Below are 23,381 nucleotides of genomic sequence, written 5' to 3' on the forward strand. Positions count from 1 at the left end.
GCGGACCGCCGGCCCGCACCCCGCCGTACGCGGTCTCAGCCCGCGGCCGCGTCGCACGCCTGGCCGCGCAGCGCACGGGCCAGGTCGTCGCGGGACTCCAGGACCAGCCGGCGCAGCGCCGGGGCCGCGTCCGGGCGGGCGGCGAGCCACGCGTCGGTGGCGTCCACCGTGGCCCGCGAGTCCTGGAGCATCGGGTAGAGCCCCTTCACCACGTCGATGCCGATCTGGATCGAGCGCTGCGCCCAGACCCGCTCGATCACCTCGAAGTAGCGCCCCGTGTAGCCCGCCAGCAGGTCGCGCTGCGAGGCCCGCTGCATCCCGTCGATGGTGGCCTCCACCAGCGCGTTGGACAGCGCGTCGGACTCCACCACCGCCGCCCACGCCTGGTCCTTGACCGCCGCCGACGGCCGGGCGGCCAGGCAGCGCACCGCGTGCCGCTTGCCCGAAGCCGTGTCGTCCCGGGTCAGCTCGGCCTCCACGGCCGCCTCGCCCAGGGCCCCGTGCGCCACCAGCGGCAGCAGGAAGTCCCAGCGCAGCTCCTGGTCGACCTCCAGCCCGTCGATCCGCGCCGTGCCGTCCAGCAGGCCCAGCAGCAGCTGGAAGTCGCCCTCGGTCGCCGCGCTCGCCGCGAAGAACCGGGCCCAGGTCAGCTGGTGTTCCGACCCCGGCTCGGCCAGCCGCAGTTCGTGCAGCGCGCCCGCCGCCAGGTCGCGCCCGCTCTGCTCGCGGCGCTCCGCCGGCGTGTAGTGGGTCACCGCGCTCAGCGCCTGCGCGTGCAGCTGCTGGAGCACACCCACGTCGGTCTCCCGGCCCGCGTGGGCCAGGACCAGCGAGAGGAAGTCCCGCGCGGGCATGAGGGCGTCCCGCGTCAGGTTCCACAGCGCCGACCAGCACAGCGCCCGGGCGAGCGGGTCGGTCAGGTCGCCGAGGTGGCCGCGCAGCGTCGCCAGCGAGACCTCGTCGAAGCGGATCTTGCAGTACGTGAGGTCCTCGTCGTTGACCAGGACCAGGTCGGGCCGCTCCAGTCCGGCCAGGTCCGCCACCACCGTCCGGGGCCCCGCCACGTCGGCCTCGGCCCGCGCGTAGCGCACCAGGGAACCGTCGGCCTCCAGCCGGTACAGGCCCACCGCCACCCGGTGGGGCCGCGGCTCGTCGCCGTCCTGCACCACCGCCAGCTCCGTAAGCCGCCCGGCCGCGTCGGAGGTCACCACCGGTGTCAGCGCGTTCACGCCCGCCGTCTGGAGCCAGGCCCGCGACCACTCGGCCATGTCCCGCCCGGAGACCTCCCCGAGCACCGACAGCAGGTCGTCCAGCGTGGTGTTCCCGTAGGCGTGCGCCTTGAAGTAGCGCCGGGCGCCGTCCAGGAACGCCTCCCGGCCCACGTACGCGACCAGCTGCTTGAGCACGGCGGCGCCCTTGGCGTACGTGATGCCGTCGAAGTTCAGCTTCGCGTCCTCCAGGTCACGGATGTCGGCCGTGATCGGGTGCGTGGACGGCAGCTGGTCGGCCCGGTACGCCCATGCCTTGCGGCTGTTGGCGAAGGTGACCCAGGCCTGGTCGAAGCGGGTGGCCTCGACCAGCCCGAAGGAGCCCATGAAGTCGGCGAAGGACTCCTTCAGCCACAGGTCGTCCCACCACTTCATGGTGACCAGGTCGCCGAACCACATGTGCGCCATCTCGTGCAGGATGACGTTCGCGCGCCGCTCGTAGGAGGCCTGCGTGACCTTCCCGCGGAAGATGTACTCCTCGCGGAAGGTCACCATCCCCGGGTTCTCCATCGCGCCCAGGTTGTACTCCGGCACGAAGGCCTGGTCGTACTTCCCGAAGGGGTACGGGTAGTCGAAGATCTCGTGGAAGAGGTCGAAGCCCTGCTTGGTGACCAGGAAGACGTCGTCGGCGTCGAAGTGCTTCGCCAGCCCCTTGCGGCACATCGCGCCCAGCGGGATGGTCAGGTCCCCGCGTGTGTAGGTGTCGGTGACGTAGTGGTACGGCCCGGCCACCACACAGGTGATGTACGTGGAGATGGGCGCGGTCTCGGCGAAGCGCCGGGTCTGCCCCTCGCGGGACTCCTCCGCGCCGTTGCTCCACACCTGCCAGCCCTCGGGCGCGGTCACCTCGAAGCGGTACGGCGCCTTCAGGTCGGGCTGCTCGAAGTTGGCGTAGACCCGGCGGGCGTCCGCCGGCTCGTACTGGGTGTAGAGGTAGACCTCGCCGTCCTCCGGGTCCACGAAGCGGTGCATGCCCTCGCCCGTGCGGCTGTAGGCGCAGTTCGCGTCGACGACCAGGACGTTCTCGGAGTCGAGCCCCTCCAGCGCGATCCGCGCCCCGTCGAAGACGGCGGCCGGGTCCAGCGCGCGCCCGTTGAGGGTGACGGAGTTCACCGAGGGGGCGATCAGGTCCGCGAAGGAGGAGGCGCCCGGGACGGCGGCCCGGAAGCGCACGGTGGTCACCGAACGGAAGGTGCGGGGACCCTCGGCCGGTTCGGCCTCGTCCACCGCGGACCTCAGGTCGAGGACCACCTCGTACCCGTCGACGGACAGCAGCTCGGCCCGCTCGCGGGCCTCGTCGCGGGACAGATTCTCTCCGGGCACGTTGCACTCCTTCGTGCGTGATCGCGGTCTTCGCTGGAATCCTCCCACGGGGAATGCGCACGTTCCCGGCCTGGTTGGCGAGATGGAACATGCCCCGTGACGCCCTAAGTGACTTGAGGAGAGCCATGACCGACACCCAGGTGCGCGAGAAGACGCCGGTCGACTTCTGGTTCGACCCGCTCTGCCCCTGGGCCTGGATGACCTCGCGGTGGATGCTCGAGGTCGAGAAGGTCCGCGACGTGGAAGTCCGCTGGCACGTGATGAGCCTCGCCGTGCTCAACGAGGACAAGCTCGACGAGCTGCCCGAGCGCTACCGCGAGCTGCTCGGCCCCAAGGGCTGGGCTCCGGTGCGCGTGGTGGTCGCGGCGCAGCAGAAGTTCGGCGACGAGGTCACCGGCAAGCTGTACACCGCCCTCGGCACGAAGATCCACAACGAGGACCGCGGTGCGACCCGTGAGGTCATCGCCGACGCCCTGGAGGAGGTCGGCCTGCCGGCCGAGCTGCTCGCCTACGCCGACTCCGACGAGTACGACCAGGTGCTGCGCGACTCGCACAACGACGGCATCGAGCGCGTCGGCCAGGAGGTCGGCACCCCGGTGATCTCCGTGCCCGGCGCCGACGGCGAGGAGGTGGCCTTCTTCGGTCCGGTCGTCACGCCGGCCCCGCGCGGCGAGGCCGCCGCCCGCCTGTGGGACGGCACCCTGCTGGTCGCCTCGACCCCGGGCTTCTACGAGATCAAGCGCACCCGCACCAAGGGCCCCAGCTTCGAGTAGTCCGGCCCCGGTCCGGCCCCGCCCGGCCCCGGTACGCGCAGAAGACCCCCGTGAGTCACGTCCTCACGGGGGTCTTCCGCTGAACACGTCCGCACGCGAAGGCTGAGAAGACGATCACGAGCCGGACGGGTCTAGGCGGTGCGGATCAGCCCTTGACGGGGATCAGCAGCGGGGTGTTCGCCTTGGCGTCGGCGTAGCGCCGGGCCACGTCCTGCCAGTTGACGACGTTCCACATGGCCTCGATGAAGTCGACCTTCTGGTTCTTGTACTGGAGGTAGAAGGCGTGCTCCCAGGCGTCGAAGACCAGGATCGGCGTGCTGGCGACGCCCACGTTGCCCTGGTGGTCGTAGACCTGCTCGACGACCAGGCGGCCGCTGACGGGCTCGTACGCGAGCACGCCCCAGCCGGAGCCCTGCGTCGCGGAGGACGCGAAGGTCAGCTGCTTCTTGAATTTGGCGAAGGAGCCGAAGGACTCCGTGATCGCGTCCGCGAGGTCGCCCACCCCGTCGGCCGCGGTCGGCTCGCCGCCGCCCTCGCCGGTCTTGGGGCTGGCCATGTTGTTCCAGTAGATGCTGTGCAGGATGTGGCCGGAGAGGTGGAACGCCAGGTTCTTCTCCAGCCCGTTGAGCGCGCCCCAGTTCTCCTTGTCGCGCGCCTCCTCCAGCTGCTCGAGCGTGGTGTTGGCACCCGTGACGTAGGCCGCGTGGTGCTTGTCGTGGTGCAGTTCGATGATCTGCGGGTTGATCACCGGCTCGAGCGCCGCGTAGTCGTAAGGAAGCTCAGGAAGCGTGTAGATCGCCATGCGTGTTGTCCGGTCCCCTCAGCGTGCCAATCGCTAATTGCAATTAATGCGCAACTGCACGCTAGCAGCATCTATTCCGGCTCCACGAGTAAGGGTCACCTCTCCTGTGCGCACCGCCCGAACGCCGGAGGCCGGGCCCGTGCGTGCGCACGGACCCGGCCTCTGACGTGCCGTCGGGCAGGGGTGTTACCTCTGAGCGGACTTCCCGGCGGCGGCGCGCCGGCGCTGCATCACGTACCCGGTCGCCGCCAGGGCCGCGGTCAGTCCGCCGGTGAAGACGACCTGCACCCGGGTGTCCTCGCCCAGGACCATCAGCACCAGCACGCCCGCGACGCCCGCCAGCGCCACCCAGGTCAGGTACGGGAAGCCCCACATCCGCACGACCAGCTTGCCGGGGGCCTCGCGCTCCAGGCGCCGGCGCAGCACGTACTGCGAGACGGCGATGAAGCCCCAGACGACCAGGATGACCCCGCCGACCATGTTCAGCAGCCAGGCGAAGAGGGTGTCCGGGTACCAGTAGGACAGCAGGACGGTGACGAAGCCGAAGCCCGCGGAGGCGAGCACCGCCCGGCGCGGCACCCCGCCCGAGACCTTGCCCAGCGCCCGGGGGCCCTGGCCGCGCGCGACCAGGGAGTAGGCCATGCGCGAGGAGCCGTAGATGTTGGCGTTCATCGCGGACAGCAGGGCGATCAGGATCACCACGTTCATGATCTGGCCGGCGGCCGGGATGCCCAGGTGGTCCAGGGTCGCCGCGTACGGGCCGTGCTCGGTGACGGCCGGGTCGTTCCAGGGCAGCAGGGTCACGATCACCAGCATCGAGCCGACGTAGACGATCGCGATCCGCCACATGGTGGTCCTCACGGCCCGGGCCACGCCCTTGACCGGGTCCTCGGACTCGGCGGCCGCGATGGTCACCGTCTCCAGTCCGCCGTACGCGACGACCGAGGCGAGCAGGCCGACCAGCAGGCCGTCGACCCCGTTGGGCAGGAAGCCGCCGTCGTGCAGCAGGTTGTCCGCGCCGGGGGAGGAGGTGCCGGGCAGCAGGCCGAGGACGGCGAGCACGCCCAGCCCGAGGAAGAGCGCGATGGCGCCGATCTTGAGGGCGGCGAACCAGAACTCGAACTCGCCGAAGCGCGAGACGGCGCCCAGGTTGGCGGCGGTGAAGACCACCATCAGGACCAGCACCCACATCCACGACGGGGTGCCGGGGAACCAGCCCGCCAGGATGTGCGCCGCGCCGATCGCCTCGATGGCCACGCCCACGACCAGCAGGGTCCAGAACATCCAGCCCGCCGTGAAACCGGCCCAGGGCCCGACCGCCCGCTCGGCGTGCACCGAGAAGGAACCGGAGGCCGGGTTGGCGGCGGACATCTCGCCGAGCATCCGCATCACGAACATCACGAGCAGCCCGGACGCGGCGTACGCCAGCACGATCGAGGGGCCGGCGGCCGCGATGCCGGCGCCGGAGCCGACGAAGAGGCCGGCGCCGATCACCCCGCCGAGGGCGATCATCGAGAGGTGGCGCTGCTTGAGGCCGTTGCCGAGGGGCGACCCGGCCCCTGCGGCCGTCGGGGCCTGCTGTCCGGGAGGTGCGGTGGTGGTGCTCTGACTCATGGGGCCAGTCTGCCGATCGTCCGTTTATCGGACGCCGTCGGTCCACTATCCGGACACCACTCTCACCGGACGTGACCGCCCCGCCCCGGAAAGCGGAACGGGCCCGGGACCGAAGTCCCGGGCCCGCGGCACGTCTGTCGCGGCGTCAGGACCGCCGGTCCCGCGCCTCCCGGTACCACGCCACCAGCAGCACCAGGGCCGCAGCCCCGGAGGACCACAGCAACTGCGGCCGCGCCGAGTCGTCGAACAGCATCAGCACCAGCACCGCCGCCATGCCGACGAGCGCCGCCCATGTCAGGTACGGGAAGGCCCACATCGGCAGCGTCAGCCGCTCCGGCATGTCCCGCTCCAGCCGGGGCCGCAGCCGCAGCTGCGAGACGGCGATCAGCGCCCACACGAACAGCAGCACCGCGCCGACCGCGTTGAGCATGTAGAGGAAGACCGTGTCCGGCCACAGCAGGTTCAGCACCACCGAGACGAAGCCGAAGGCCACCGAGGCCAGCACCGCCCGCGTCGGCACCCCGCTGCCCGACACCTTCAGCAGCGACTTCGGCGCCTCGCCCCGCTCGGCCAGCGAGAACACCATGCGCGAGGAGCCGTACAGATTGGCGTTCAGCGCCGACAGCAGCGCCACGAACACCACGATGTTCATGATCTGGCCGGCCGCCGGGATCCCGATCGAGTCGAGGACGGCGACGTACGGGCTCTCACCGGGCTCCAGCGAGTCCCACGGCAGCAGGCTCACGATGACCAGCATCGAGCCGACGTAGAAGAAGAGGATGCGCCACACCGCGCTGCGCACCGCGCGGGACACGGACCTGGCCGGGTCGTCCGACTCGGCGGCGGCGATGGTGACGACCTCCAGACCGCCGAAGGCGAAGACCACCGCCAGCATCCCCGCGATCACCCCGCCGACCCCGGCCGGGAAGAAGCCGCCCTGCCCGGTCAGGTTGGCCATGCCCACCGGCTCGGTGTCGGGGAGCAGGCCGAAGACCGCCAGGGTGCCCAGGATCAGGAACAGCACGATCGCGCCGACCTTGAGGGCGGCGAACCAGAACTCGAACTCGCCGAAGTTCCGTACGGCGGCCAGGTTGCTGAGGGTGAAGACCACCATGAAGATCAGCACCCACAGCCACTGGTCGACCGAGGGCACCCACCCGTGCGCGATGTTCGCGGCGCCGGTCGCCTCCACGGCCAGCACCACCACCAGCAGGAACCAGTACAGCCAGCCGGCCGAGAAGCCGGCCCAGCGCCCGAGGGCCTTCTCCGCGTACACGGAGAAGGAGCCGGAGGCGGGCATCGCGGCGGACATCTCGCCGAGCATCCGCATCACCAGCATGGCGAGCACGCCGGCGAGCAGGTACGAGCAGATGATCGCGGGGCCGGCGATCCCGATGCCGGCGCCGGAGCCGACGAAGAGGCCGGCGCCGATCACGCCGCCGAGGCCCAGCATGGTCAGGTGACGCTGCTTGAGGCTGTGGCTGAGGGGTTCCGGGGGCAGCTCGCTCCCGGTGACGGACAGGTCTTCGCGCATGAGCAGATTCGTACTCTCGGTAGGCAAGCGACGCCGGGGGCTGCGCAAGGGACGGGCGGGGAATCCAGGGGTATCCAGCGGGATTGGCGGGAACCTACAGTCTGGCTGGAGGGCCCCCCGGGAGCAAAAAGGATGTGCCATCGAATGTGGCCCGTGATCGGGATCACTTCAACGCGGGTGTAAGGCCGCGCCTTTGTGCGGTCTCCACCAAACCGGACAGTACGGCTTTGTCCCGGTCGATGGTGGGGCGGTCGTTGGCCGGCGGCTAACGTCGCGGTGACCTGCCCGACCACCCCACCCTCCGGAGCCTTCGATGAGCACCGCTTCCGTCTCCTTCCGGCCCGGCGCCGTCCTCGCCGATCTGCTGCCCGCGAGCCGCGTCAAGGACGCCGCCCTCGTGGCCGGCGGAGCCGCGTTCACCGGCCTGGCCGCGCAGATCTCCGTCCCGGTCGACGGCCTGGCCGCCCCGATCACCGGTCAGACCTTCGCGGCCCTCCTCGTCGGCACCGCGTTCGGCGCCCGCCGCGGCTTCCTTTCGCTCGCGCTCTACGTGCTGGTCGGCATGGCCGGCGTGCCGTGGTTCGCGAACGGCGGCTCCGGCGCGGGCGGCGCGACCTTCGGCTACGTGCTCGGCATGCTGCTCGCCGCCACCCTCGTCGGGGCCCTCGCGCGGCGCGGCGGCGACCGCTCGGTGCTGCGCATGGCCGGCACGATGGCGCTGGGCTCCGCGGTGATCTACGCGGTGGGCGTGCCGTACCTGATGGCCGTCACCGGGATGTCCCTCGAGACCGCCGTCGCCAAGGGCCTGGTCCCGTTCCTCATCGGCGACGCCCTCAAGGCCGCCCTCGCGATGGGCGCCCTGCCTGCCGTCTGGAAGCTGGCCGGCCGCCGCGGCTGACCGCCCCCCGTACGCCGGAGCCCGGCCCGCCAGTGACGGCGGGCCGGGCTCTGTCGTGCGGGGGGCGGTCAGGGCTCAGCCCCGCAGCGCGGCCCGCTTGCGGCGGAAGTCCAGCACCACGCCGACGGCCACGACGAGGGCGGCGACCAGGGTGGACAGGGTGACCACCTCGCGGTTCGCGTCGTCCACGAACATGTAGCCGATCACGCACATGATCAGTGCGGCGGTGGCCCAGGTCAGCCACGGGAAGAGCCACATCTTGACGGTCAGCTTCTCCGGCGCCTCGCGGACCAGGATCCCGCGCATCCTCAGCTGGGTGAAGCAGATCACCAGCCAGACGAAGAGCGCGATGGCACCCGAGGAGTTCAGCAGGAAGTTGAAGACCGTGTCCTTGAAGGCGTAGTTGAAGTAGACGGCGACGAAGCCGAAGACCGTGGAGCCCAGGATCGCGGCGACCGGCACGCCCTTGGCGTTGACCTTGGCGAACGCCTTCGGGGCGTCACCGCGCTCACCGAGCGAGAAGGCCATGCGGGAGGCGGTGTAGAGGCCCGAGTTCAGGCAGGACAGCACGGCGGTCAGGACGATGACCTCCATGATCGTGCCGGAGTGCGCGATGCCGATCGAGTCCAGGGCGGCGACGTACGAGCCCTTCTCGGTGATCGACTTGTCGTTCCACGGGAGCAGCGTCAGCACGATGAAGATCGAGCCGAGGTAGAAGACGCCGATCCGCCAGATGACGGAGTTGGTGGCCTGGGTGACCGCCTTGCGGGGGTTCTCCGACTCGCCGGCGGCGAGGGTGACGATCTCGCTGCCCATGAAGGAGAAGACGACCATCAGCACACCGGTCAGGACGGCCCCGTACCCGTTGGGGAAGAAGCCTCCGGTGTCGGTCAGGTGCGCGAAGCCCGCGCCCGGGTTGTCCGAGCCCGGCAGCATGCCGAAGACGGCCAGCATGCCGACGACCACGAACGCGCCGATGGCGACGACCTTGATGCCCGCGAACCAGAACTCGAACTCACCGTAGGAGGCGACCGAGCCGAGGTTCGTGACGGTCAGCACCGCCATCACGATCAGCGCCCAGGCCCACTGCGGGACGGCCGGGATCCAGTTCTCCAGGATGGCGGCACCCGCGGTGGCCTCCACGGCGAGCACGACGACCCAGAAGAACCAGTACAGCCAGCCGATGGAGAAACCGGCCCAGCGGCCCAGCGCCCGGTCCGCGTACGCGGAGAAGGAGCCCGAGTTCGGGCTGGCGGCGGCCATCTCGCCCAGCATCCGCATCACGAAGACGACCATCGCGCCGACGAGGGCGTACGAGATCAGGATGGCGGGGCCGGCCTTGGCGATGCCGCCGCCGGAGCCGACGAAGAGCCCGGCGCCGATGACACCGCCGATGGCGATCATGGAGAGGTGGCGGTTCTTGAGACCGGCCTTGAGACCGTCGGAGGGCGTGGCGGAACCGGGGTCGCCGGTCGGGTCGCCTGCCTTCTGAAGGGTCGTCGTGGTGCTCATGGACGAATCCTTAGGTTCTCGGGTGGAGAGTTCCGGCATTCAAACCCGATTTCCGGCCAGCACGGAAGACCTTCTTCCGATAGTTACCCAAGGCGCCTGACCCGGGACCAAGGTCCCGACCCCTCCCGTCTGCGTTCTTTGGGTTTACTTGAGGTTTAGAAGTGATTTATGCGACACCCCTCCGCCGTCCTCCGGAGCCGCGCATGCCACACTCGACCCATGCGCGTGTATCTCGGATCCGACCATGCCGGCTTTGAGCTCAAGAACCACCTGGTGGACTGGCTCAAGAACAACGGCCACGAGCCCGTCGACTGCGGGCCCCACATCTACGACGCCGTGGACGACTACCCGCCGTTCTGCCTCCGCGCCGCGGAGAAGACCGCCGCGGACGCCGACAGCCTCGGCATCGTGATCGGCGGCTCCGGCAACGGCGAGCAGATCGCCGCCAACAAGGTCAAGGGCGTGCGCGCCATCCTCGCCTGGAGCGTGGAGACCGCGAAGCTCGGCCGCGAGCACAACAACGCCAACGTCATCTCCGTCGGCGGCCGGATGCACTCCCAGGAGGACGCCACCCGCTTCGTCGAGGCCTTCCTGGAGACCCCGTACTCCGACGAGGAGCGCCACACGCGCCGCATCGACATGCTCTCCGCGTACGAGACCACCGGCGAGCTCCCCCCAATCCCGGCCCACCACCCGCAGGACCAGTAGGACCCCGTGCCGCCGGACACGCCCGTCCGGCGGCACGCACCGATGGAGGAGCACCGCCGTGCCCGAGGGGCATACGATCCACCGCCTCGCCCAGGACCACACCGAGCGCTTCGCCGCCCGCCCCGTACGGGTGAGCAGCCCCCAGGGCCGCTTCGCCGAGAGCGCGGCCCTGCTCGACGGGCGCGAGCTGGAGGGCGCCGAGGCCCACGGCAAGCACCTCTTCCTGGAGCTCGGTGACGCCTGGATCCACATCCACCTCGGCCTCTTCGGCAAGCTCGGCTTCGGCACCGCCCCGGCCCCGCCGGCGACCGATACGGTCCGGCTGCGCCTGCTGAACGAGGACCACTACGCCGACCTGCGCGGCCCCACCGCCTGCGCCCTGATCGGCGAGGGCGAGAAGAAGGCGATACACGACCGCCTCGGCCCCGACCCGCTGCGCCCGGCCGACGACCCGGCCCGCGCCTGGGCCCGGATCTCCCGCAGCCGGACCACGATCGCCGCCCTCCTGATGGACCAGAAGACCGTCGCGGGCGTCGGCAACGTCTACCGCGCCGAGGTCCTCTTCCGGCACGGCATCGACCCCTACCGGCCCGGCAAGGACCTCACCCGCGCCGAGTGGGACGCGATGTGGGCCGACCTGGTGGTGCTGATGCGCGAGGGCGTCCGCAAGAACCGCATCGACACCGTCCGCGACGAGCACCTGCCCGAGGCCATGGGCCGCCCGCCCAGGGTGGACGACCACGGCGGCGAGGTGTACGTCTACCGGCGGGCGAACATGCCCTGCCACATCTGCGGGGGCGAGATCCGCACCGCCGGCCTCGCCGCCCGCAACCTCTTCTGGTGCCCCACCTGCCAGCGGCGGTAGCCCTCAGGCCCTGTCGTCAAATCCCGCCTGGTCGGCGCTACTTTGACGACGGGGCCTAGAACGCGTGCGGCAGCCAGGGCGCCACATCACCGGCGAAGGCCCGCGAGGCCTGCCGCAGCGCGCCCGGGCGCAGCTCGCGCACCCGCCCCGCCGCCGCCAGCGAGGTCAGGGTGATCCCGCCCAGGTACGCCGAGCCCAGCTCCCGCACCGACAGGGCCAGGTCGGCGGCGTCCCGCGTGCGCGCGCACCGCGCCGCGCCGTCCCCGTCGGCGGACAGCCGCCACCGCCCGGTGTTCCACGGGCAGAACGCGTCCTCCACCTCCACCACCACGTCCACCGCGGCCCCGTACGCCCGCGCCTCCAGCGCCGCCGGCAGGTCCACCAGCCGTAGGTGCAGCGCGTCGCGCTGCTTCGCCCGGACCCGCCGGACGTCGCTCACCAGGTGCAGCAGCGGATCGTCGACGGGCCGCGCGTACGCCCGTACGTGCCAGGTCAGGTCGATCTCGAAGAGGTAGCGCCACAGCGCCGCGTACGCCGCCGGGTCCAGCGCGTCCACCTGGGCGACCTCGACCTTGCCGTCCGAGCCGGTCAGTTCCCAGTCCGGCCTGACCCGGTAGCGGGCGTACCCGGTCACCTCGCCGTCCGGACCCTCCGCCACCACGCACGTGAGCGGCGACGCCCCCTCCCGGTGCTCCGGCGCGTCCAGCAGCGCGTGCCGTTCCCAGCCCGGCTGCCGCGCGAGCATGCCCGGCCGCCCCGCTACCAGGGCGGCGTAGACCCGCTCGCAGTCCGGCAGGGCCTTCTCCGGGTCCACGAGCCGCAGCCGCACCCCGTCCGTCCCCGACGGCACGGAGAGGCGTACCCGGGTGGTGTCGATGTCGACGGCCGTGGAGTACGCGGCGGTCCCGTACCCGAAGCGGCCGTAGATCTCCGGCTCCGACGCCGTCAGTACGGCGACCGGCTCCTCACCCGTACGGATGTCGTCCAATTGGCGCCGCATCAGCGAGGTGAGCACCCCGCGCCTGCGGTGGGTCGGCGCGACCCCGACCATGGTGACGCCCGACGCCGGGACCAGGGCCCCGCCCGGCACCGAGAGGCGGAAGCCGAAGGCCGAAGCGGAGCCGATGCAGTCCTCGCCGTCCCAGACGCCGAGGGAACGGTCGAGCTCCGTCAGGGACCGGAAGAGCTCCCGGGCCGGGGCGGGCTCGGAGACGCCGCCGAACGCCAGTTCCAGATGCCGGAACCAGACATCCCAGTCATCCTGCTTCAAAACCCTCATCTCAAGTGCCATGCGGCCATCGTCACGCGCGCGTTCCGTCGCGGTCGAAGGGTTTTCGCCCCGCGAAGCGCCATTGGTCCGGGGGTCCCCCTGCGCGGCCACAGCCAGGATGGATATGGTCCCGGAGCAATGGCCGGAGCACGCGTCGAGACGTTCACGGCCCGGATGCGCATGCTGTCGCACCGGGCGCGCACCGCCCTGCGCAAATCCGCAGTCGACTACTTCCGCGGGGACGCCTCCGACTGGCTGGCCTTCGCCGGCCTCCTCCTGACCGTACCCGCCATAGCCTGCGGCACCCTGCTCATGCCCGTCTGGTTCTCCCCGGCGGCCCTGGTCCTGCCCATCGTCGCCGGCGGCCTCCTGCTGCGCCCCGCCAGCCTGCTCGGGCTGTATGCCGCGGCCGCGGCGGCCCTGATCGTCGAGGCCCTCGTCCTCGGCCCGTACACCCAGGGACCCGCCCGGGTCACCCCCGGGACCGTGCTCGTGGTCGCCGCCTGCGGATTCTTCGGACTGGTCATCGCCCAGTTCCGCAGCCGCGTCGGCGTCCCGTGGAGACGCGGCGGCACCATGCTCTTCGACCTGCGCGAACGCATCCGCGTACAGAGCAAGCTGCCCGCCCTCCCGCGCGGCTGGCACCGCGAGATGGCCCTGCGCCCGGCCGGCGGCCAGTCCTTCTCCGGTGACTTCGTCGTCGCCGCCCGCACCAACGGCGGCCGCACCCTGGAAGTCGTCCTCACCGACGTCTCCGGCAAGGGCATGGAAGCCGGCTCCCGCGCCCTCCTCCTCTCCGGCGCCTTCGGCGGCCTCCTCGGCGCCCTGCCGTCCCAGCAGTTCCTCCCCGCCGCCAACGGCTACCTCCTCCGCCAGGACTGGGAGGAAGGCTTCGCCACCTCCATCCACCTCGTCCTCGACCTGGAGACCGGCGACTACGAACTCCTGTCCGCCGGACACCTCCCCGCCCTCCAGCTCTCCGCCGGCACCGGCCGCTGGCAGGAGGTGACCGGCGAGGGCCCGCTGCTCGGCGTCTACGACGGCGCCGAATTCGCACCCGCCCGCGGCAACCTGCGCAGCGGCGACGTCCTCATGCTCTTCACCGACGGCCTCGTCGAGACCGCCGACCGCGAGATCAGCGAGGGCATCGACCGGCTCACCGGCGAAGCCGACCGGTACGTCGCCGCCGGCTGGGAGGGCGCCGCCTGGCACCTCATCGAGAAGGTCGCCAAGGACGTCAACGACGACCGGGCCCTGCTCCTCATCCGCCGCTCGCCCTGACCGGGGTGGGGTTTACCCCACCAGCCGTCCGCCGGGCCGCTCCATGGCCGCCCCCGCACGCCGCTCCGTAGCGTCGGGGACACCAGCGGACACCGGTACGGAAGGCGGCACACCATGGCGTTCAGGCGGACCAGGCGACACGACGAGGAGACCGGCCCCGCCGTGGAACTGCGCGGAGTACGACGTGTCTACGGACGCGGCGCCGCCTCCGTCCACGCACTGCGCGGCATCGACCTCACCCTCCCGCGCGGCAGCTTCACCGCCGTCATGGGCCCCTCCGGCTCCGGCAAGTCCACCTTCCTCCAGTGCGCCGCCGGACTCGACGTCCCCACCGAGGGCTCCGTCCGGCTCGGCGGCACCGAGATCACCGCCATGAACGAGAACGAACTCACCGCGCTGCGCCGCAGCCGCCTCGGCTTCGTCTTCCAGGCCTTCAACCTGCTGCCCTCGCTGACCGTCGAGCAGAACGTCCTGCTCCCGATGAGCCTCGGCGGCGGCCGCCAGGACCGGGCACGCGCCGCGGAACTGCTCGCCCGGGTCGGGCTGGAGGGCAAGGGCCGGCGCCGCCCCGTCGAACTGTCCGGCGGACAGCAGCAGCGTGTCGCCATCGCCCGGGCCCTGGTCACCCGGCCCGACGTGGTCTTCGCCGACGAACCGACCGGCGCCCTCGACACCACCACCGCCGCCGAGGTGCTCGGCCTGCTCCGCGACGCCGTGGACTCCCTCGGTGCCACCGTCGTCATGGTCACCCACGACCCGTCCGCCGCCGCCCACGCCGACCAGGTGCTCTTCCTCGCCGACGGCCTCATCGCGGACCGCCTCCCGCGCACCTCCGCCCAGCGGATCGCCGCCCGCATGACCACCCTCACGACCCGCCCGGGCTACCCGGCACCGGCAGCGGCGTAGGGCAAGCCCGACGACCACGGCCCGTCCGCCGCCGGCGCCGCCTGCCCGGACCCGCCGCCTGTAGGCCCCCCGCCCGCCGTACGCCGTCCCGTGCCCGCCGCCCTGTACGCCGCCCCCTGCCCGCCCGCCCGTACGCCGTCCCGTGCCCGCCCGCCCCGTGCCCGCCGTCGGGACCGCCGGGGGACCGCCCCCGCCGAGCACCTCGCCCCCCAACGCCGCCCCCGGTTCCGCCGGGCCACTCACCGCCGATTGGCCCGGTCGCCCGGCCCGGGCGGCGTCTACCGTCCCGCCCATGGACCGCACGCTCGCCGCCGACCTCGCACGCCTCCCCGAACTCCTCGACGCCACCCGCCGCGCCGCCGCCGAGGCCCTCACCACCCTGGAAGACCGCCCCGTCGTACCGCCCGGGGACGCGCCGCCGCCCGCGCCCCTTCCCGAGCACGGCACCGGCACGGAAGCCGCCCTCGCCGACTTCCGGGCCCGCTGGGCACCCCGCCTCTCCGCCTCCGCCGGACCCCGCTACCTCGGCTTCGTCACCGGCGGCGCCACCCCCGCCGCCCTGGCCGGGGACTGGCTGACCGCCGCCCACGACCAGAACTCCAACTCCACGCTCGACGGCGCCGGCCAGCACCTCGAACGCGAGACCGTCGGCTGGCTGCGCGAGCTCTTCGGTCTCTCCGCCGCCCACACCGGCACCTTCGTCAGCGGCGCCACCCTGTCCAACACCGTCGGCCTCGCCATCGCCCGCGAATGGCTCGGCGAACACCTCGGCGTCTCCCCGGCCGAGGACGGGGCCGCCGCTCTCGGCCCCGTCCGCGTACTCTCCGGCGCCCCGCACTCCTCCATCGCCAAGGCCCTGTCCGTCCTCGGCCTCGGCCGCTCCGCCCTCGTCCGCGTGCCGACCCTCCCCGGCCGGGAGGCCGTCGACCCCGCCGCCCTCGACCGGGCCCTGGCCGGCACGCCCGGCCCGGCGGTCGTCGTCGCCAACGCCGGCACCGTCAACACCGCCGACTTCGACGACCTCCGCGCCGTCGCCGCCCTCAAGGACCGCCACCGCTTCTGGCTCCACACCGACGCCGCCTTCGGCGCCTTCGCGGCCCTCACCCCCGCACACGCGCACCTCGTCGCCGGCCTCGACGCCTCGGACTCCGTCTGCGCCGACCTGCACAAGTGGCTCAACGTCCCCTACGACAGCGCCGTCCAGTTCACCCGCCGCCGCGACCTCCAGTCCCGGGTCTTCGCCAACGCCGCCGCCTACCTCGGCCCCCTCGGCCCCGACCCCGACCTGGTCCACCTCACCCCCGAGAACTCCCACCGGCTGCGGGCCCTCGCCGCCTGGTTCACCCTCCGCGCGTACGGCCGCGAGGGCCACCGGGAGATCGTCGAACGGGACATCGCCTGCGCCCGCTCCCTCGGCGAACGCCTCGACCGGGACCCGGCCTTCCGGCTCCTGTCCCCGGTCCGCCTCAACGTCGTCTGCTTCACCCTCGCCGAAGCCCCCACCCCCGAGCGGCTGACCGCCCTGCGCGAGGCCGTCGCCGCCGACGTCTTCGTCACCCCCACCGTCTACGGGGGAACCGCGGCCCTGCGCGCCGCGTTCTCCAACTGGCGCACCACACCGGCGGACGTCCACCGCGTCGCCGAGGCCCTGCGCACGGCAGCCGAGGAGATCGCATGACGGACCGCTCCCTGACCCTCACCGAGGTGGAGGCCCTCGCCCGCTCCGCGCACGAGGGCCAGACCGACAAGGCCGGCCGGCCCTACGCCGAGCACCTGGCCGCCGTGGCCGAAGGCGTCCGCCTGCGCGGCGGCACCCCCGCCCAGCAGGCCGCGGCCTGGCTCCACGACTCGGTGGAGGACGACGCGCTCAGCCCCGCACAGCTCGCCGAGGCCGCCCTGCCGCAGGAGGTCAAGGACATGGTCCTGGCGCTCACCAAACGCCCCGGGGAACCACTGGAGGAATACGCCGCCCGCGTCCTCGCCACCCCCGGCGCCCTCCTCGTCAAGGAAGCCGACCTCGCGCACAACGCCGACCCGGTACGCCTGTCCGTACTGGACGCGCCGACCCGGGACCGGCTGACCGCGAAGTACGCCCGCGTCCGCTCCCTCCTCGGCATCACCCCGCCCTGAAACCGGCCCCCGGTCCCGCTCCGCCCCATATGTGCCGGATCTGCGCCCGCCCGGCGGGAAAGACATCATGGCGATTCGTCACGAGGCGGATAGTGGGGGCCGGTTGGTGGGAGGATGGTGCAAGTGGGGCGCGCGCGACCGCGCGCGCCGGGCCGGCCAGGGGACGACCGAAGGTGTGATCAGTAGTGGCCATTTCGCTGTCAGTGGTGGTTCTGTTGGCGATCATCCTGGTGATCCTGATCCGCGGCGGCCACATCAAGGCCGGCCCCGCCATCGTCGCGGTCCTCTTCGGCTTCTTCCTCGCGTCCAGCTCCATCGCCCCGGACGTCAACCGCTTCCTGAACTCCCTCGCGGACACCATCGCGGGCATCAAGCTCTGACGCGGCCCTTCCGCGGGGCCCTCCGGGCCCGGAAAACGTCTCAGGGCCAGGGCGGAGAGAAATCTCCGGCGCCTGGCCCCGAGTCATGGAGAGCGGGTGACGGGAATCGAACCCGCGTAGCTAGTTTGGAAGACTAGGGCTCTACCATTGAGCTACACCCGCAACATGCGCGCCGCAGGTCCGGGGACCGCGGCACGGACAGCATCCTAGCGGGTCGCGCGGGGGGAGTGCACACCGCTTTTCCCGCCGTGTCCGGCCCGCTCCGCGCGCGCGTGCGCCCGCCGGGGAAAACCGGGGCGTCGGAGGGTCTCCGGGCATGTACCCTACGTGTCGCACCGACGGGGTGTGGCGCAGCTTGGTAGCGCGTCCGCTTTGGGAGCGGAAGGTCGTCGGTTCGAATCCGGCCACCCCGACCACCAGTACCGCCCGCCACCGGGATCTCCGAAGATCGCGTTGTGGGCTGATTGCCGCTTGCGGTTACTATGCAAGCTGCGTGCCCGTGTGTCTGATGCCGGGCCGAAATCCGCCGAGGCCGCTGAATCACAGCGGGCCGGCAGAACCCCAAGCAGTCAGCCACAAGGAGACCGAACCGTGAAGAGCGCCGTGGAGACCCTGAACCCGACTCGGGTTCGGCTCACTGTCGAGGTGCCCTTCGAGGAGCTCAAGGACAGCCTCGACGCGGCGTACAAGAAGATCAACCAGCAGGTCACGGTGAAGGGCTTCCGCAAGGGCAAGATCCCGAACCGGGTCATCGACCAGCGCTTCGGCCGCGGTGCGGTGCTGGAGGAGGCCGTCAACGACGCCCTCCCGAAGTTCTACACCGAGGCGGTCAACGAGGCCGACCTGAACCCGCTGGGCCAGCCCGAGGTCGACATCACCGAGCTGAAGGACGGCGAGCTGCTGGCCTTCACCGCCGAGGTGGACGTCCGCCCCGAGATCGAGATCCCGGACTACTCCGGCATCGAGGTCGAGGTCGACGCGGTCGAGGTCTCGGACGAGGACGTCGAGAAGTCGGTCGAGCAGCTGCGCAACCGCTTCGCGTCCACCAAGGACGTCGAGCGCGCCGCCGCCGAGGGTGACGTCGTCACCATCGACCTCGAGGCCAAGGTCGACGGCGAGGTCCTCGCGGACGGTGTCGCCACCGACGTCTCCTACACCATCGGCTCGGGCGAGCTCCTCGACGGCATCGACGAGGCCGTCAAGGGCCTCGAGGCCGGCGGCGAGGCCACCTTCACCTCGCAGCTGAAGGGCGGCTCCGCCGAGGGCAAGGACGCCGAGGTCACCGTCAAGGTCACCAAGGTCTCCGCCCGCGAGCTGCCGGAGCTGGACGACGAGTTCGCCCAGATGGCGAGCGAGTTCGACACCCTGGAGGAGCTGAAGGCGGACAGCCGCAAGCGCCTCGAGAACATGAAGCAGTACGACCAGGCCACGCAGGCCCAGGAGCGCGTCCTGGAGAAGCTGCTGGAGCTCGTCGAGGTCCCGATCCCCGAGAAGCTCCTCGCGGACGAGGTCCAGACCCGCAAGCACAACCTGGAGCACCACCAGCTCGGCCAGATGGGCCTGAACCTCGAGAAGTTCCTCGAGATCCAGGGCAAGACGGTCGAGGAGTTCGACGCCGAGACCTCCGAGCAGGCCGTCAAGGGCATCAAGACGCAGTTCGTCCTCGACGCGCTGGTCAACAAGGAGAAGCTGGGCGTCAACCAGGAGGAGCTCACCGAGCACCTCATGCGCCGCGCGCAGTCCTCCGGCATGTCCCCGGACCAGTTCGCCCAGGCCGTCGTCGAGGGCGGCCAGGTCCCGATGCTGGTCGGCGAGGTCGCCCGCGGCAAGGCCCTCGCGGTCGTCGTCGAGGCCGCCAAGGTCGTCGACACCAAGGGTGAGGTCGTCGACCTCTCCGACGACGAGGACGAGGCCGAGGCGGCCGCCGAGGCCGTCGAGGGCGACGCCGAGGCGCCGGCCGACGAGGCCAAGTAACACCCCGGGGCGACGCCCCGGCGGAGCCCCCTGAGCAGTGCCCCGAAGGGCCCGGACGCAGCCGCGTCCGGGCCCTTCCGCATGCCCCCGCGAAGGGCTCGGGACCTTGCGCTCCGAGCGAACAGTTCGGGAAGCGGGATGGCGTTGTCCTACCTGCGCGTTAGGGTCCATGAATACGAGGGCACGGGAGTACCCGAAGTCGGCGGGCATCGCCCCCCGGTAGGTCCGCGCCCCAGAACGAGACGCTGAGACGGCATGTGGCCGTCGGAGACGAGCAGGTGGATACGTGACGAATCTGAAGCCTTACGCCGCGGGTGAGCCGTCCATCGGTGGCGGCCTCGGCGACCATGTCTACAACCGGCTGCTCGGCGAACGCATCATCTTCCTCGGCCAGCAGGTCGACGACGAGATCGCGAACAAGATCACGGCGCAGCTCCTGCTCCTGGCGGCCGAGCCGGACAAGGACATCTACCTGTACATCAACAGCCCCGGTGGCTCCGTGACGGCGGGCATGGCGGTCTACGACACCATGCAGTACATCCCGAACGACGTCGTCACCATCGGCATGGGCATGGCGGCCTCCATGGGCCAGTTCCTCCTCACCGGCGGCGCGACCGGCAAGCGCTTCGCGCTGCCGAACACCGACATCCTGATGCACCAGGGTTCCGCCGGTATCGGCGGCACCGCCTCGGACATCAAGATCCAGGCCCAGTACCTGCTGCGCACCAAGCAGCGCATGGCTGAGATCACCGCTCACCACTCGGGCCAGACCGTGGAGGCGATCATCCGCGACGGCGACCGCGACCGCTGGTTCACGGCGGAGGAGGCCAAGGAGTACGGCCTCATCGACGAGATCATCTCCGCCGCGTCCCTGGTCCCGGGCGGCGGCGGCACCGGGGCCTGATCCCGGCCCGGCGCGCGGGGGCCCGAACGGGGCCCCGTACGCCAGCCCGCCCGAGCCAGGCACCCCCAGCCCGCAGAACGCCACCAGGACGGTGAACACCCAGATGCAGAACAACTTCTCCGCGAGCGGCCTCTACTCCGGCCCCCAGGTCGACAACCGCTACGTCATCCCGCGCTTCGTCGAGCGCACCTCGCAGGGCGTGCGCGAGTACGACCCGTACGCGAAGCTCTTCGAGGAGCGCGTGATCTTCCTCGGCGTGCAGATCGACGACGCCTCGGCCAACGACGTCATGGCGCAGCTGCTGTGCCTGGAGTCGATGGACCCGGACCGCGACATCTCGATCTACATCAACAGCCCCGGTGGCTCCTTCACCGCGCTGACGGCCATCTACGACACGATGCAGTTCGTGAAGCCGGACATCCAGACGGTCTGCATGGGCCAGGCGGCCTCCGCCGCCGCGGTCCTGCTCGCCGCCGGCACCCCGGGCAAGCGCATGGCCCTGCCGAACGCCCGTGTGCTGATCCACCAGCCCTCCGGCGGCACCGGCCGCGAGCAGCTCTCCGACCTGGAGATCGCGGCCAACGAGATCCTGCGCATGCGCGACCAGCTGGAGACCATGCTGGCCAAGCACTCGTCCACGCCGATCGAGAAGATCCGCGAGGACATCGAGCGCGACAAGATCCTCACGGCCGAGGACGCGCTCGCGTACGGGCTGATCGACCAGATCGTCTCGACCCGCAAGATGAACGCGGTCTGATCCTTGCCGCCACTCGGCGTGGCCGCACCGCAGGATTCTGCGATGTGAACCGCGTCAAGGGGGCCCCGAACGGGGCCCCCGGCAAGGTACCGTCGGATATGAGGCACCAGGAGCGCTGAACCAGGCGTCTCCCAGGCGAAGGGGAAGCACCTCGTGGCACGCATCGGTGACGGCGGCGACCTGCTCAAGTGCTCGTTCTGCGGAAAGAGCCAGAAGCAGGTGAAGAAGCTCATCGCAGGACCCGGTGTGTACATCTGCGACGAGTGCATCGACCTCTGCAACGAGATCATCGAAGAGGAACTCGCGGAGACCTCCGAGGTCCGGTGGGAGGAACTCCCCAAGCCCCGTGAGATCTACGAGTTCCTGGAGAGCTACGTCGTCGGCCAGGAGCCGGCGAAGAAGGCGCTCTCGGTAGCGGTGTACAACCACTACAAGCGCGTCCAGGCCGGCGAGAACGGCGGCGCGCAGGGCCGTGACGACGCGATCGAGCTCGCGAAGTCCAACATCCTCCTGCTGGGCCCCACGGGCTCCGGCAAGACCCTGCTGGCCCAGACCCTGGCCCGCATGCTGAACGTCCCGTTCGCCATCGCCGACGCGACGGCGCTGACGGAGGCGGGTTACGTGGGCGAGGACGTCGAGAACATCCTGCTCAAGCTGATCCAGGCGGCTGACTACGACGTCAAGAAGGCCGAGACCGGGATCATCTACATCGACGAGATCGACAAGGTCGCCCGCAAGAGCGAGAACCCGTCGATCACGCGCGACGTTTCGGGCGAGGGCGTCCAGCAGGCCCTCCTGAAGATCCTGGAAGGCACCACGGCGTCGGTCCCGCCGCAGGGCGGCCGCAAGCACCCGCACCAGGAGTTCATCCAGATCGACACGACGAACGTGCTCTTCATCGTGGGCGGCGCCTTCGCCGGCCTGGAGAAGATCATCGAGTCGCGTGCGGGCGCCAAGGGCATCGGCTTCGGGGCGACGATCCGCTCGAAGCGCGAGATCGAGGCGAGCGACCAGTTCCAGGAGGTCATGCCGGAGGACCTGGTGAAGTTCGGGATGATCCCCGAGTTCATCGGTCGCCTCCCCGTCATCACCTCGGTGCACAACCTGGACCGGGAAGCCCTCCTCCAGATCCTGGTCGAGCCGCGCAACGCCCTGGTGAAGCAGTACCAGCGCCTGTTCGAACTCGACGGCGTCGAGCTGGACTTCGAGCGCGAGGCCCTCGAGGCCATCGCCGACCAGGCGATCCTCCGCCAGACGGGCGCGCGCGGCCTGCGCGCCATCATGGAGGAGGTCCTGATGTCGGTGATGTACGAGGTCCCGTCCCGCAAGGACGTGGCCCGCGTGGTCATCAGCGCCGACGTCGTCCGCTCCAACGTCAACCCGACGCTGGTCCCCCGCATCGTCCCGAAGGACCAGGGCCCGCACGAGAAGTCGGCGTAGCGGCAAGGGCATACAGAAGGGGCGCTCCCGACCGGGAGCGCCCCTTCTGCGTGGGTGGCCGCGGTTACTTCTTGACGCGGGCGGTGTTGTAGAGCTTCGCCGTGAAGTCGGCGGTCTGCTCCAGGGTGTAGCCGGGCTTGCCGGCGAGGATGGAGACGGCGTCGCTGGCGCTGACCGCGGCCAGGGTGCTGTAGTCCCCCCAGATGCAGACGGGCAGCGTGAACTCCTTGATTCCCTTGCTCGGGTCCTTCGGAGTCGCCTTGATCTCCTGGCACTTGAGCACGGCGCCGTCGAACCCTTCGGGAGTGATCTCCTTCGGGCTGCCGACCAGTTCGACCGTCGACTTGTCGTTCTTCTGAGCGGCGTTCATCTTGAACATGGCGAAGTAGGCGTCGACTGACTTCTCCGGGTCGGCGATGTCGCCGTAGACGCCGCTGAAGTTGATGCCCTTCTGCGTGAGCGGATTCTTCGGGTCGCCGGCCATGTAGCTCATGCCCACCTGGGTGGGGTTCTTGATGCCGACGGCCTCGGCTTCCTGCTTGTCCTTGTCGCTGATGGGCTTCTCTTCGTACTTAGGGTTCTTCTGGAACTCGCCCACCGACTGCGGCGCGACCAGCTTGTAGCCCTTCGTGGCGTCGGAGACCGCGCCGCCCGCGCCGCCCAGGAACCACCAGCCGGCTCCCGCGATCACGGCCACGGCGACGGCCACCGCGATGATCGGGCCCGCCTTCGACTTCTTCGGGGGCTGCGGCGGGGGTGCGTACGCGGGCTGGGGCTGCTGCGGCGTCTGGTAGCCGTACGCCGGCGGCTGGGGCTGCTGGCCGTACGGGGGCTGCGGGGGCGGGGGAGGGGTCTGGTAGCCGCCCTGCTGCGGGTAGGCCGGCGGGGGCGGCGGGGCCTGCTGGGGGTAGCCGTAGCCGGGCTGCTGAGGGGGCTGGCCGTACGGCTGCGGCGGCTGCTGCCCGTAGGGGCCCGGCTGCTGTGGCTGCTGGCCGTACGGCCCCGGCTGGTTGTAACTCATCCCGCGTCCCCCTGTGAGGTT

20 protein-coding genes and 2 tRNA genes are annotated in these 23,381 nt (G+C 71.0%); 14 read left to right on the forward strand and 8 right to left on the reverse strand.

Annotation, left to right across the window (positions count from 1 at the left end):
* Window positions 1-35: 35 nt before the first annotated feature.
* Window positions 36-2,591 carry an aminopeptidase N gene (gene pepN / locus ACFY7H_RS17335; protein ID WP_388938892.1) on the reverse strand — a complete coding sequence of 852 codons (2,556 nt, stop codon included), beginning with the start codon at window positions 2,589-2,591 and terminating at the stop codon, window positions 36-38.
* Window positions 2,592-2,716: 125 nt separating this feature from the next.
* Between pepN and ACFY7H_RS17340 the strand changes: the two genes are divergently transcribed.
* Window positions 2,717-3,364: a DsbA family protein gene (locus tag ACFY7H_RS17340; RefSeq protein ID WP_388938894.1), complete on the forward strand. Its 648-nt coding sequence runs from the start codon at window positions 2,717-2,719 to the stop codon at window positions 3,362-3,364.
* Between the two features lie 145 nt (window positions 3,365-3,509).
* On the opposite strand, the gene ACFY7H_RS17345 is transcribed toward ACFY7H_RS17340, so the two are convergent.
* The 3 genes from ACFY7H_RS17345 to ACFY7H_RS17355 all read right to left on the reverse strand — a co-directional run bounded on the left by ACFY7H_RS17345 (window position 3,510) and on the right by ACFY7H_RS17355 (window position 7,314).
* The gene (locus tag ACFY7H_RS17345) at window positions 3,510-4,166 is read right to left on the reverse strand and encodes a superoxide dismutase (RefSeq protein WP_125597991.1); all 657 of its coding nucleotides are present in this window, start codon (window positions 4,164-4,166) and stop codon (window positions 3,510-3,512) included.
* 186 nt (window positions 4,167-4,352) lie between these two features.
* Complete coding sequence (locus ACFY7H_RS17350) at window positions 4,353-5,780, reverse strand: amino acid permease (RefSeq protein WP_388938896.1); 1,428 nt, start codon at window positions 5,778-5,780, stop codon at window positions 4,353-4,355.
* Between the two features lie 145 nt (window positions 5,781-5,925).
* Complete coding sequence (locus ACFY7H_RS17355; protein WP_388938898.1) at window positions 5,926-7,314, reverse strand: amino acid permease; 1,389 nt, start codon at window positions 7,312-7,314, stop codon at window positions 5,926-5,928.
* Window positions 7,315-7,627: 313 nt separating this feature from the next.
* On the opposite strand from ACFY7H_RS17355, the gene ACFY7H_RS17360 reads away from it, so the two are divergent.
* Window positions 7,628-8,212: a biotin transporter BioY gene (locus tag ACFY7H_RS17360; RefSeq protein ID WP_388938899.1), complete on the forward strand. Its 585-nt coding sequence runs from the start codon at window positions 7,628-7,630 to the stop codon at window positions 8,210-8,212.
* A gap of 75 nt (window positions 8,213-8,287) precedes the next feature.
* On the opposite strand, the gene ACFY7H_RS17365 is transcribed toward ACFY7H_RS17360, so the two are convergent.
* On the reverse strand, window positions 8,288-9,724 hold the full coding sequence (locus tag ACFY7H_RS17365) for an amino acid permease (RefSeq protein ID WP_388938901.1): 1,437 nt from the start codon (window positions 9,722-9,724) through the stop codon (window positions 8,288-8,290).
* Between the two features lie 219 nt (window positions 9,725-9,943).
* Between ACFY7H_RS17365 and ACFY7H_RS17370 the strand changes: the two genes are divergently transcribed.
* The gene (locus tag ACFY7H_RS17370; RefSeq protein ID WP_388938902.1) at window positions 9,944-10,432 is read left to right on the forward strand and encodes a ribose-5-phosphate isomerase; all 489 of its coding nucleotides are present in this window, start codon (window positions 9,944-9,946) and stop codon (window positions 10,430-10,432) included.
* A gap of 58 nt (window positions 10,433-10,490) precedes the next feature.
* Window positions 10,491-11,297, forward strand: coding sequence for an Fpg/Nei family DNA glycosylase (locus ACFY7H_RS17375; protein ID WP_388938904.1), 807 nt, complete (start codon window positions 10,491-10,493; stop codon window positions 11,295-11,297).
* 55 nt (window positions 11,298-11,352) lie between these two features.
* Here ACFY7H_RS17375 and ACFY7H_RS17380 read toward each other — a convergent pair whose 3' ends face one another.
* Entirely contained in the window at window positions 11,353-12,588 is a 1,236-nt protein-coding gene (locus ACFY7H_RS17380; RefSeq protein WP_388938906.1) for a GNAT family N-acetyltransferase, read from the reverse strand.
* A gap of 117 nt (window positions 12,589-12,705) precedes the next feature.
* Between ACFY7H_RS17380 and ACFY7H_RS17385 the strand changes: the two genes are divergently transcribed.
* The 5 genes from ACFY7H_RS17385 to ACFY7H_RS17405 all read left to right on the forward strand — a co-directional run bounded on the left by ACFY7H_RS17385 (window position 12,706) and on the right by ACFY7H_RS17405 (window position 17,264).
* Window positions 12,706-13,848, forward strand: coding sequence for a PP2C family protein-serine/threonine phosphatase (locus tag ACFY7H_RS17385; protein ID WP_388938908.1), 1,143 nt, complete (start codon window positions 12,706-12,708; stop codon window positions 13,846-13,848).
* Window positions 13,849-13,962: 114 nt separating this feature from the next.
* Entirely contained in the window at window positions 13,963-14,754 is a 792-nt protein-coding gene (locus ACFY7H_RS17390) for an ABC transporter ATP-binding protein (RefSeq protein ID WP_388938909.1), read from the forward strand.
* 292 nt (window positions 14,755-15,046) lie between these two features.
* Window positions 15,047-16,432, forward strand: coding sequence for a pyridoxal phosphate-dependent decarboxylase family protein (locus tag ACFY7H_RS17395; protein ID WP_388938911.1), 1,386 nt, complete (start codon window positions 15,047-15,049; stop codon window positions 16,430-16,432).
* Window positions 16,429-16,884 (forward strand): HD domain-containing protein, encoded by a 456-nt coding sequence (locus ACFY7H_RS17400; protein ID WP_388938912.1) that lies wholly within the window; start codon window positions 16,429-16,431, stop codon window positions 16,882-16,884. Before ACFY7H_RS17395 ends, ACFY7H_RS17400 begins: the two co-directional genes overlap by 4 nt.
* A gap of 185 nt (window positions 16,885-17,069) precedes the next feature.
* On the forward strand, window positions 17,070-17,264 hold the full coding sequence (locus ACFY7H_RS17405; RefSeq protein WP_388938914.1) for a hypothetical protein: 195 nt from the start codon (window positions 17,070-17,072) through the stop codon (window positions 17,262-17,264).
* A 91-nt stretch (window positions 17,265-17,355) separates the two neighbouring features.
* Here ACFY7H_RS17405 and ACFY7H_RS17410 read toward each other — a convergent pair.
* Window positions 17,356-17,426 (reverse strand) — tRNA-Gly (locus ACFY7H_RS17410).
* Between the two features lie 177 nt (window positions 17,427-17,603).
* Between ACFY7H_RS17410 and ACFY7H_RS17415 the strand changes: the two genes are divergently transcribed.
* The 5 genes from ACFY7H_RS17415 to clpX all read left to right on the forward strand — a co-directional run bounded on the left by ACFY7H_RS17415 (window position 17,604) and on the right by clpX (window position 22,339).
* Window positions 17,604-17,680 (forward strand) — tRNA-Pro (locus ACFY7H_RS17415).
* 175 nt (window positions 17,681-17,855) lie between these two features.
* On the forward strand, window positions 17,856-19,238 hold the full coding sequence (gene tig, locus ACFY7H_RS17420) for a trigger factor (RefSeq protein ID WP_388938915.1): 1,383 nt from the start codon (window positions 17,856-17,858) through the stop codon (window positions 19,236-19,238).
* A gap of 286 nt (window positions 19,239-19,524) precedes the next feature.
* A complete protein-coding gene (locus ACFY7H_RS17425) occupies window positions 19,525-20,142 on the forward strand; it encodes an ATP-dependent Clp protease proteolytic subunit (RefSeq protein WP_388938917.1) in 618 nt (205 codons plus the stop codon).
* A 103-nt stretch (window positions 20,143-20,245) separates the two neighbouring features.
* On the forward strand, window positions 20,246-20,899 hold the full coding sequence (locus ACFY7H_RS17430; protein WP_361601710.1) for an ATP-dependent Clp protease proteolytic subunit: 654 nt from the start codon (window positions 20,246-20,248) through the stop codon (window positions 20,897-20,899).
* 153 nt (window positions 20,900-21,052) lie between these two features.
* Complete coding sequence (clpX, locus tag ACFY7H_RS17435) at window positions 21,053-22,339, forward strand: ATP-dependent Clp protease ATP-binding subunit ClpX (RefSeq protein WP_388938919.1); 1,287 nt, start codon at window positions 21,053-21,055, stop codon at window positions 22,337-22,339.
* 64 nt (window positions 22,340-22,403) lie between these two features.
* Here clpX and ACFY7H_RS17440 read toward each other — a convergent pair whose 3' ends face one another.
* The gene (locus tag ACFY7H_RS17440; RefSeq protein ID WP_388938921.1) at window positions 22,404-23,360 is read right to left on the reverse strand and encodes a hypothetical protein; all 957 of its coding nucleotides are present in this window, start codon (window positions 23,358-23,360) and stop codon (window positions 22,404-22,406) included.
* Window positions 23,361-23,381 lie beyond the last annotated feature (21 nt).

Source organism: Streptomyces sp. NPDC012794, assembly GCF_042901085.1.
Taxonomy (GTDB): Bacteria; Actinomycetota; Actinomycetes; order Streptomycetales; family Streptomycetaceae; genus Streptomyces.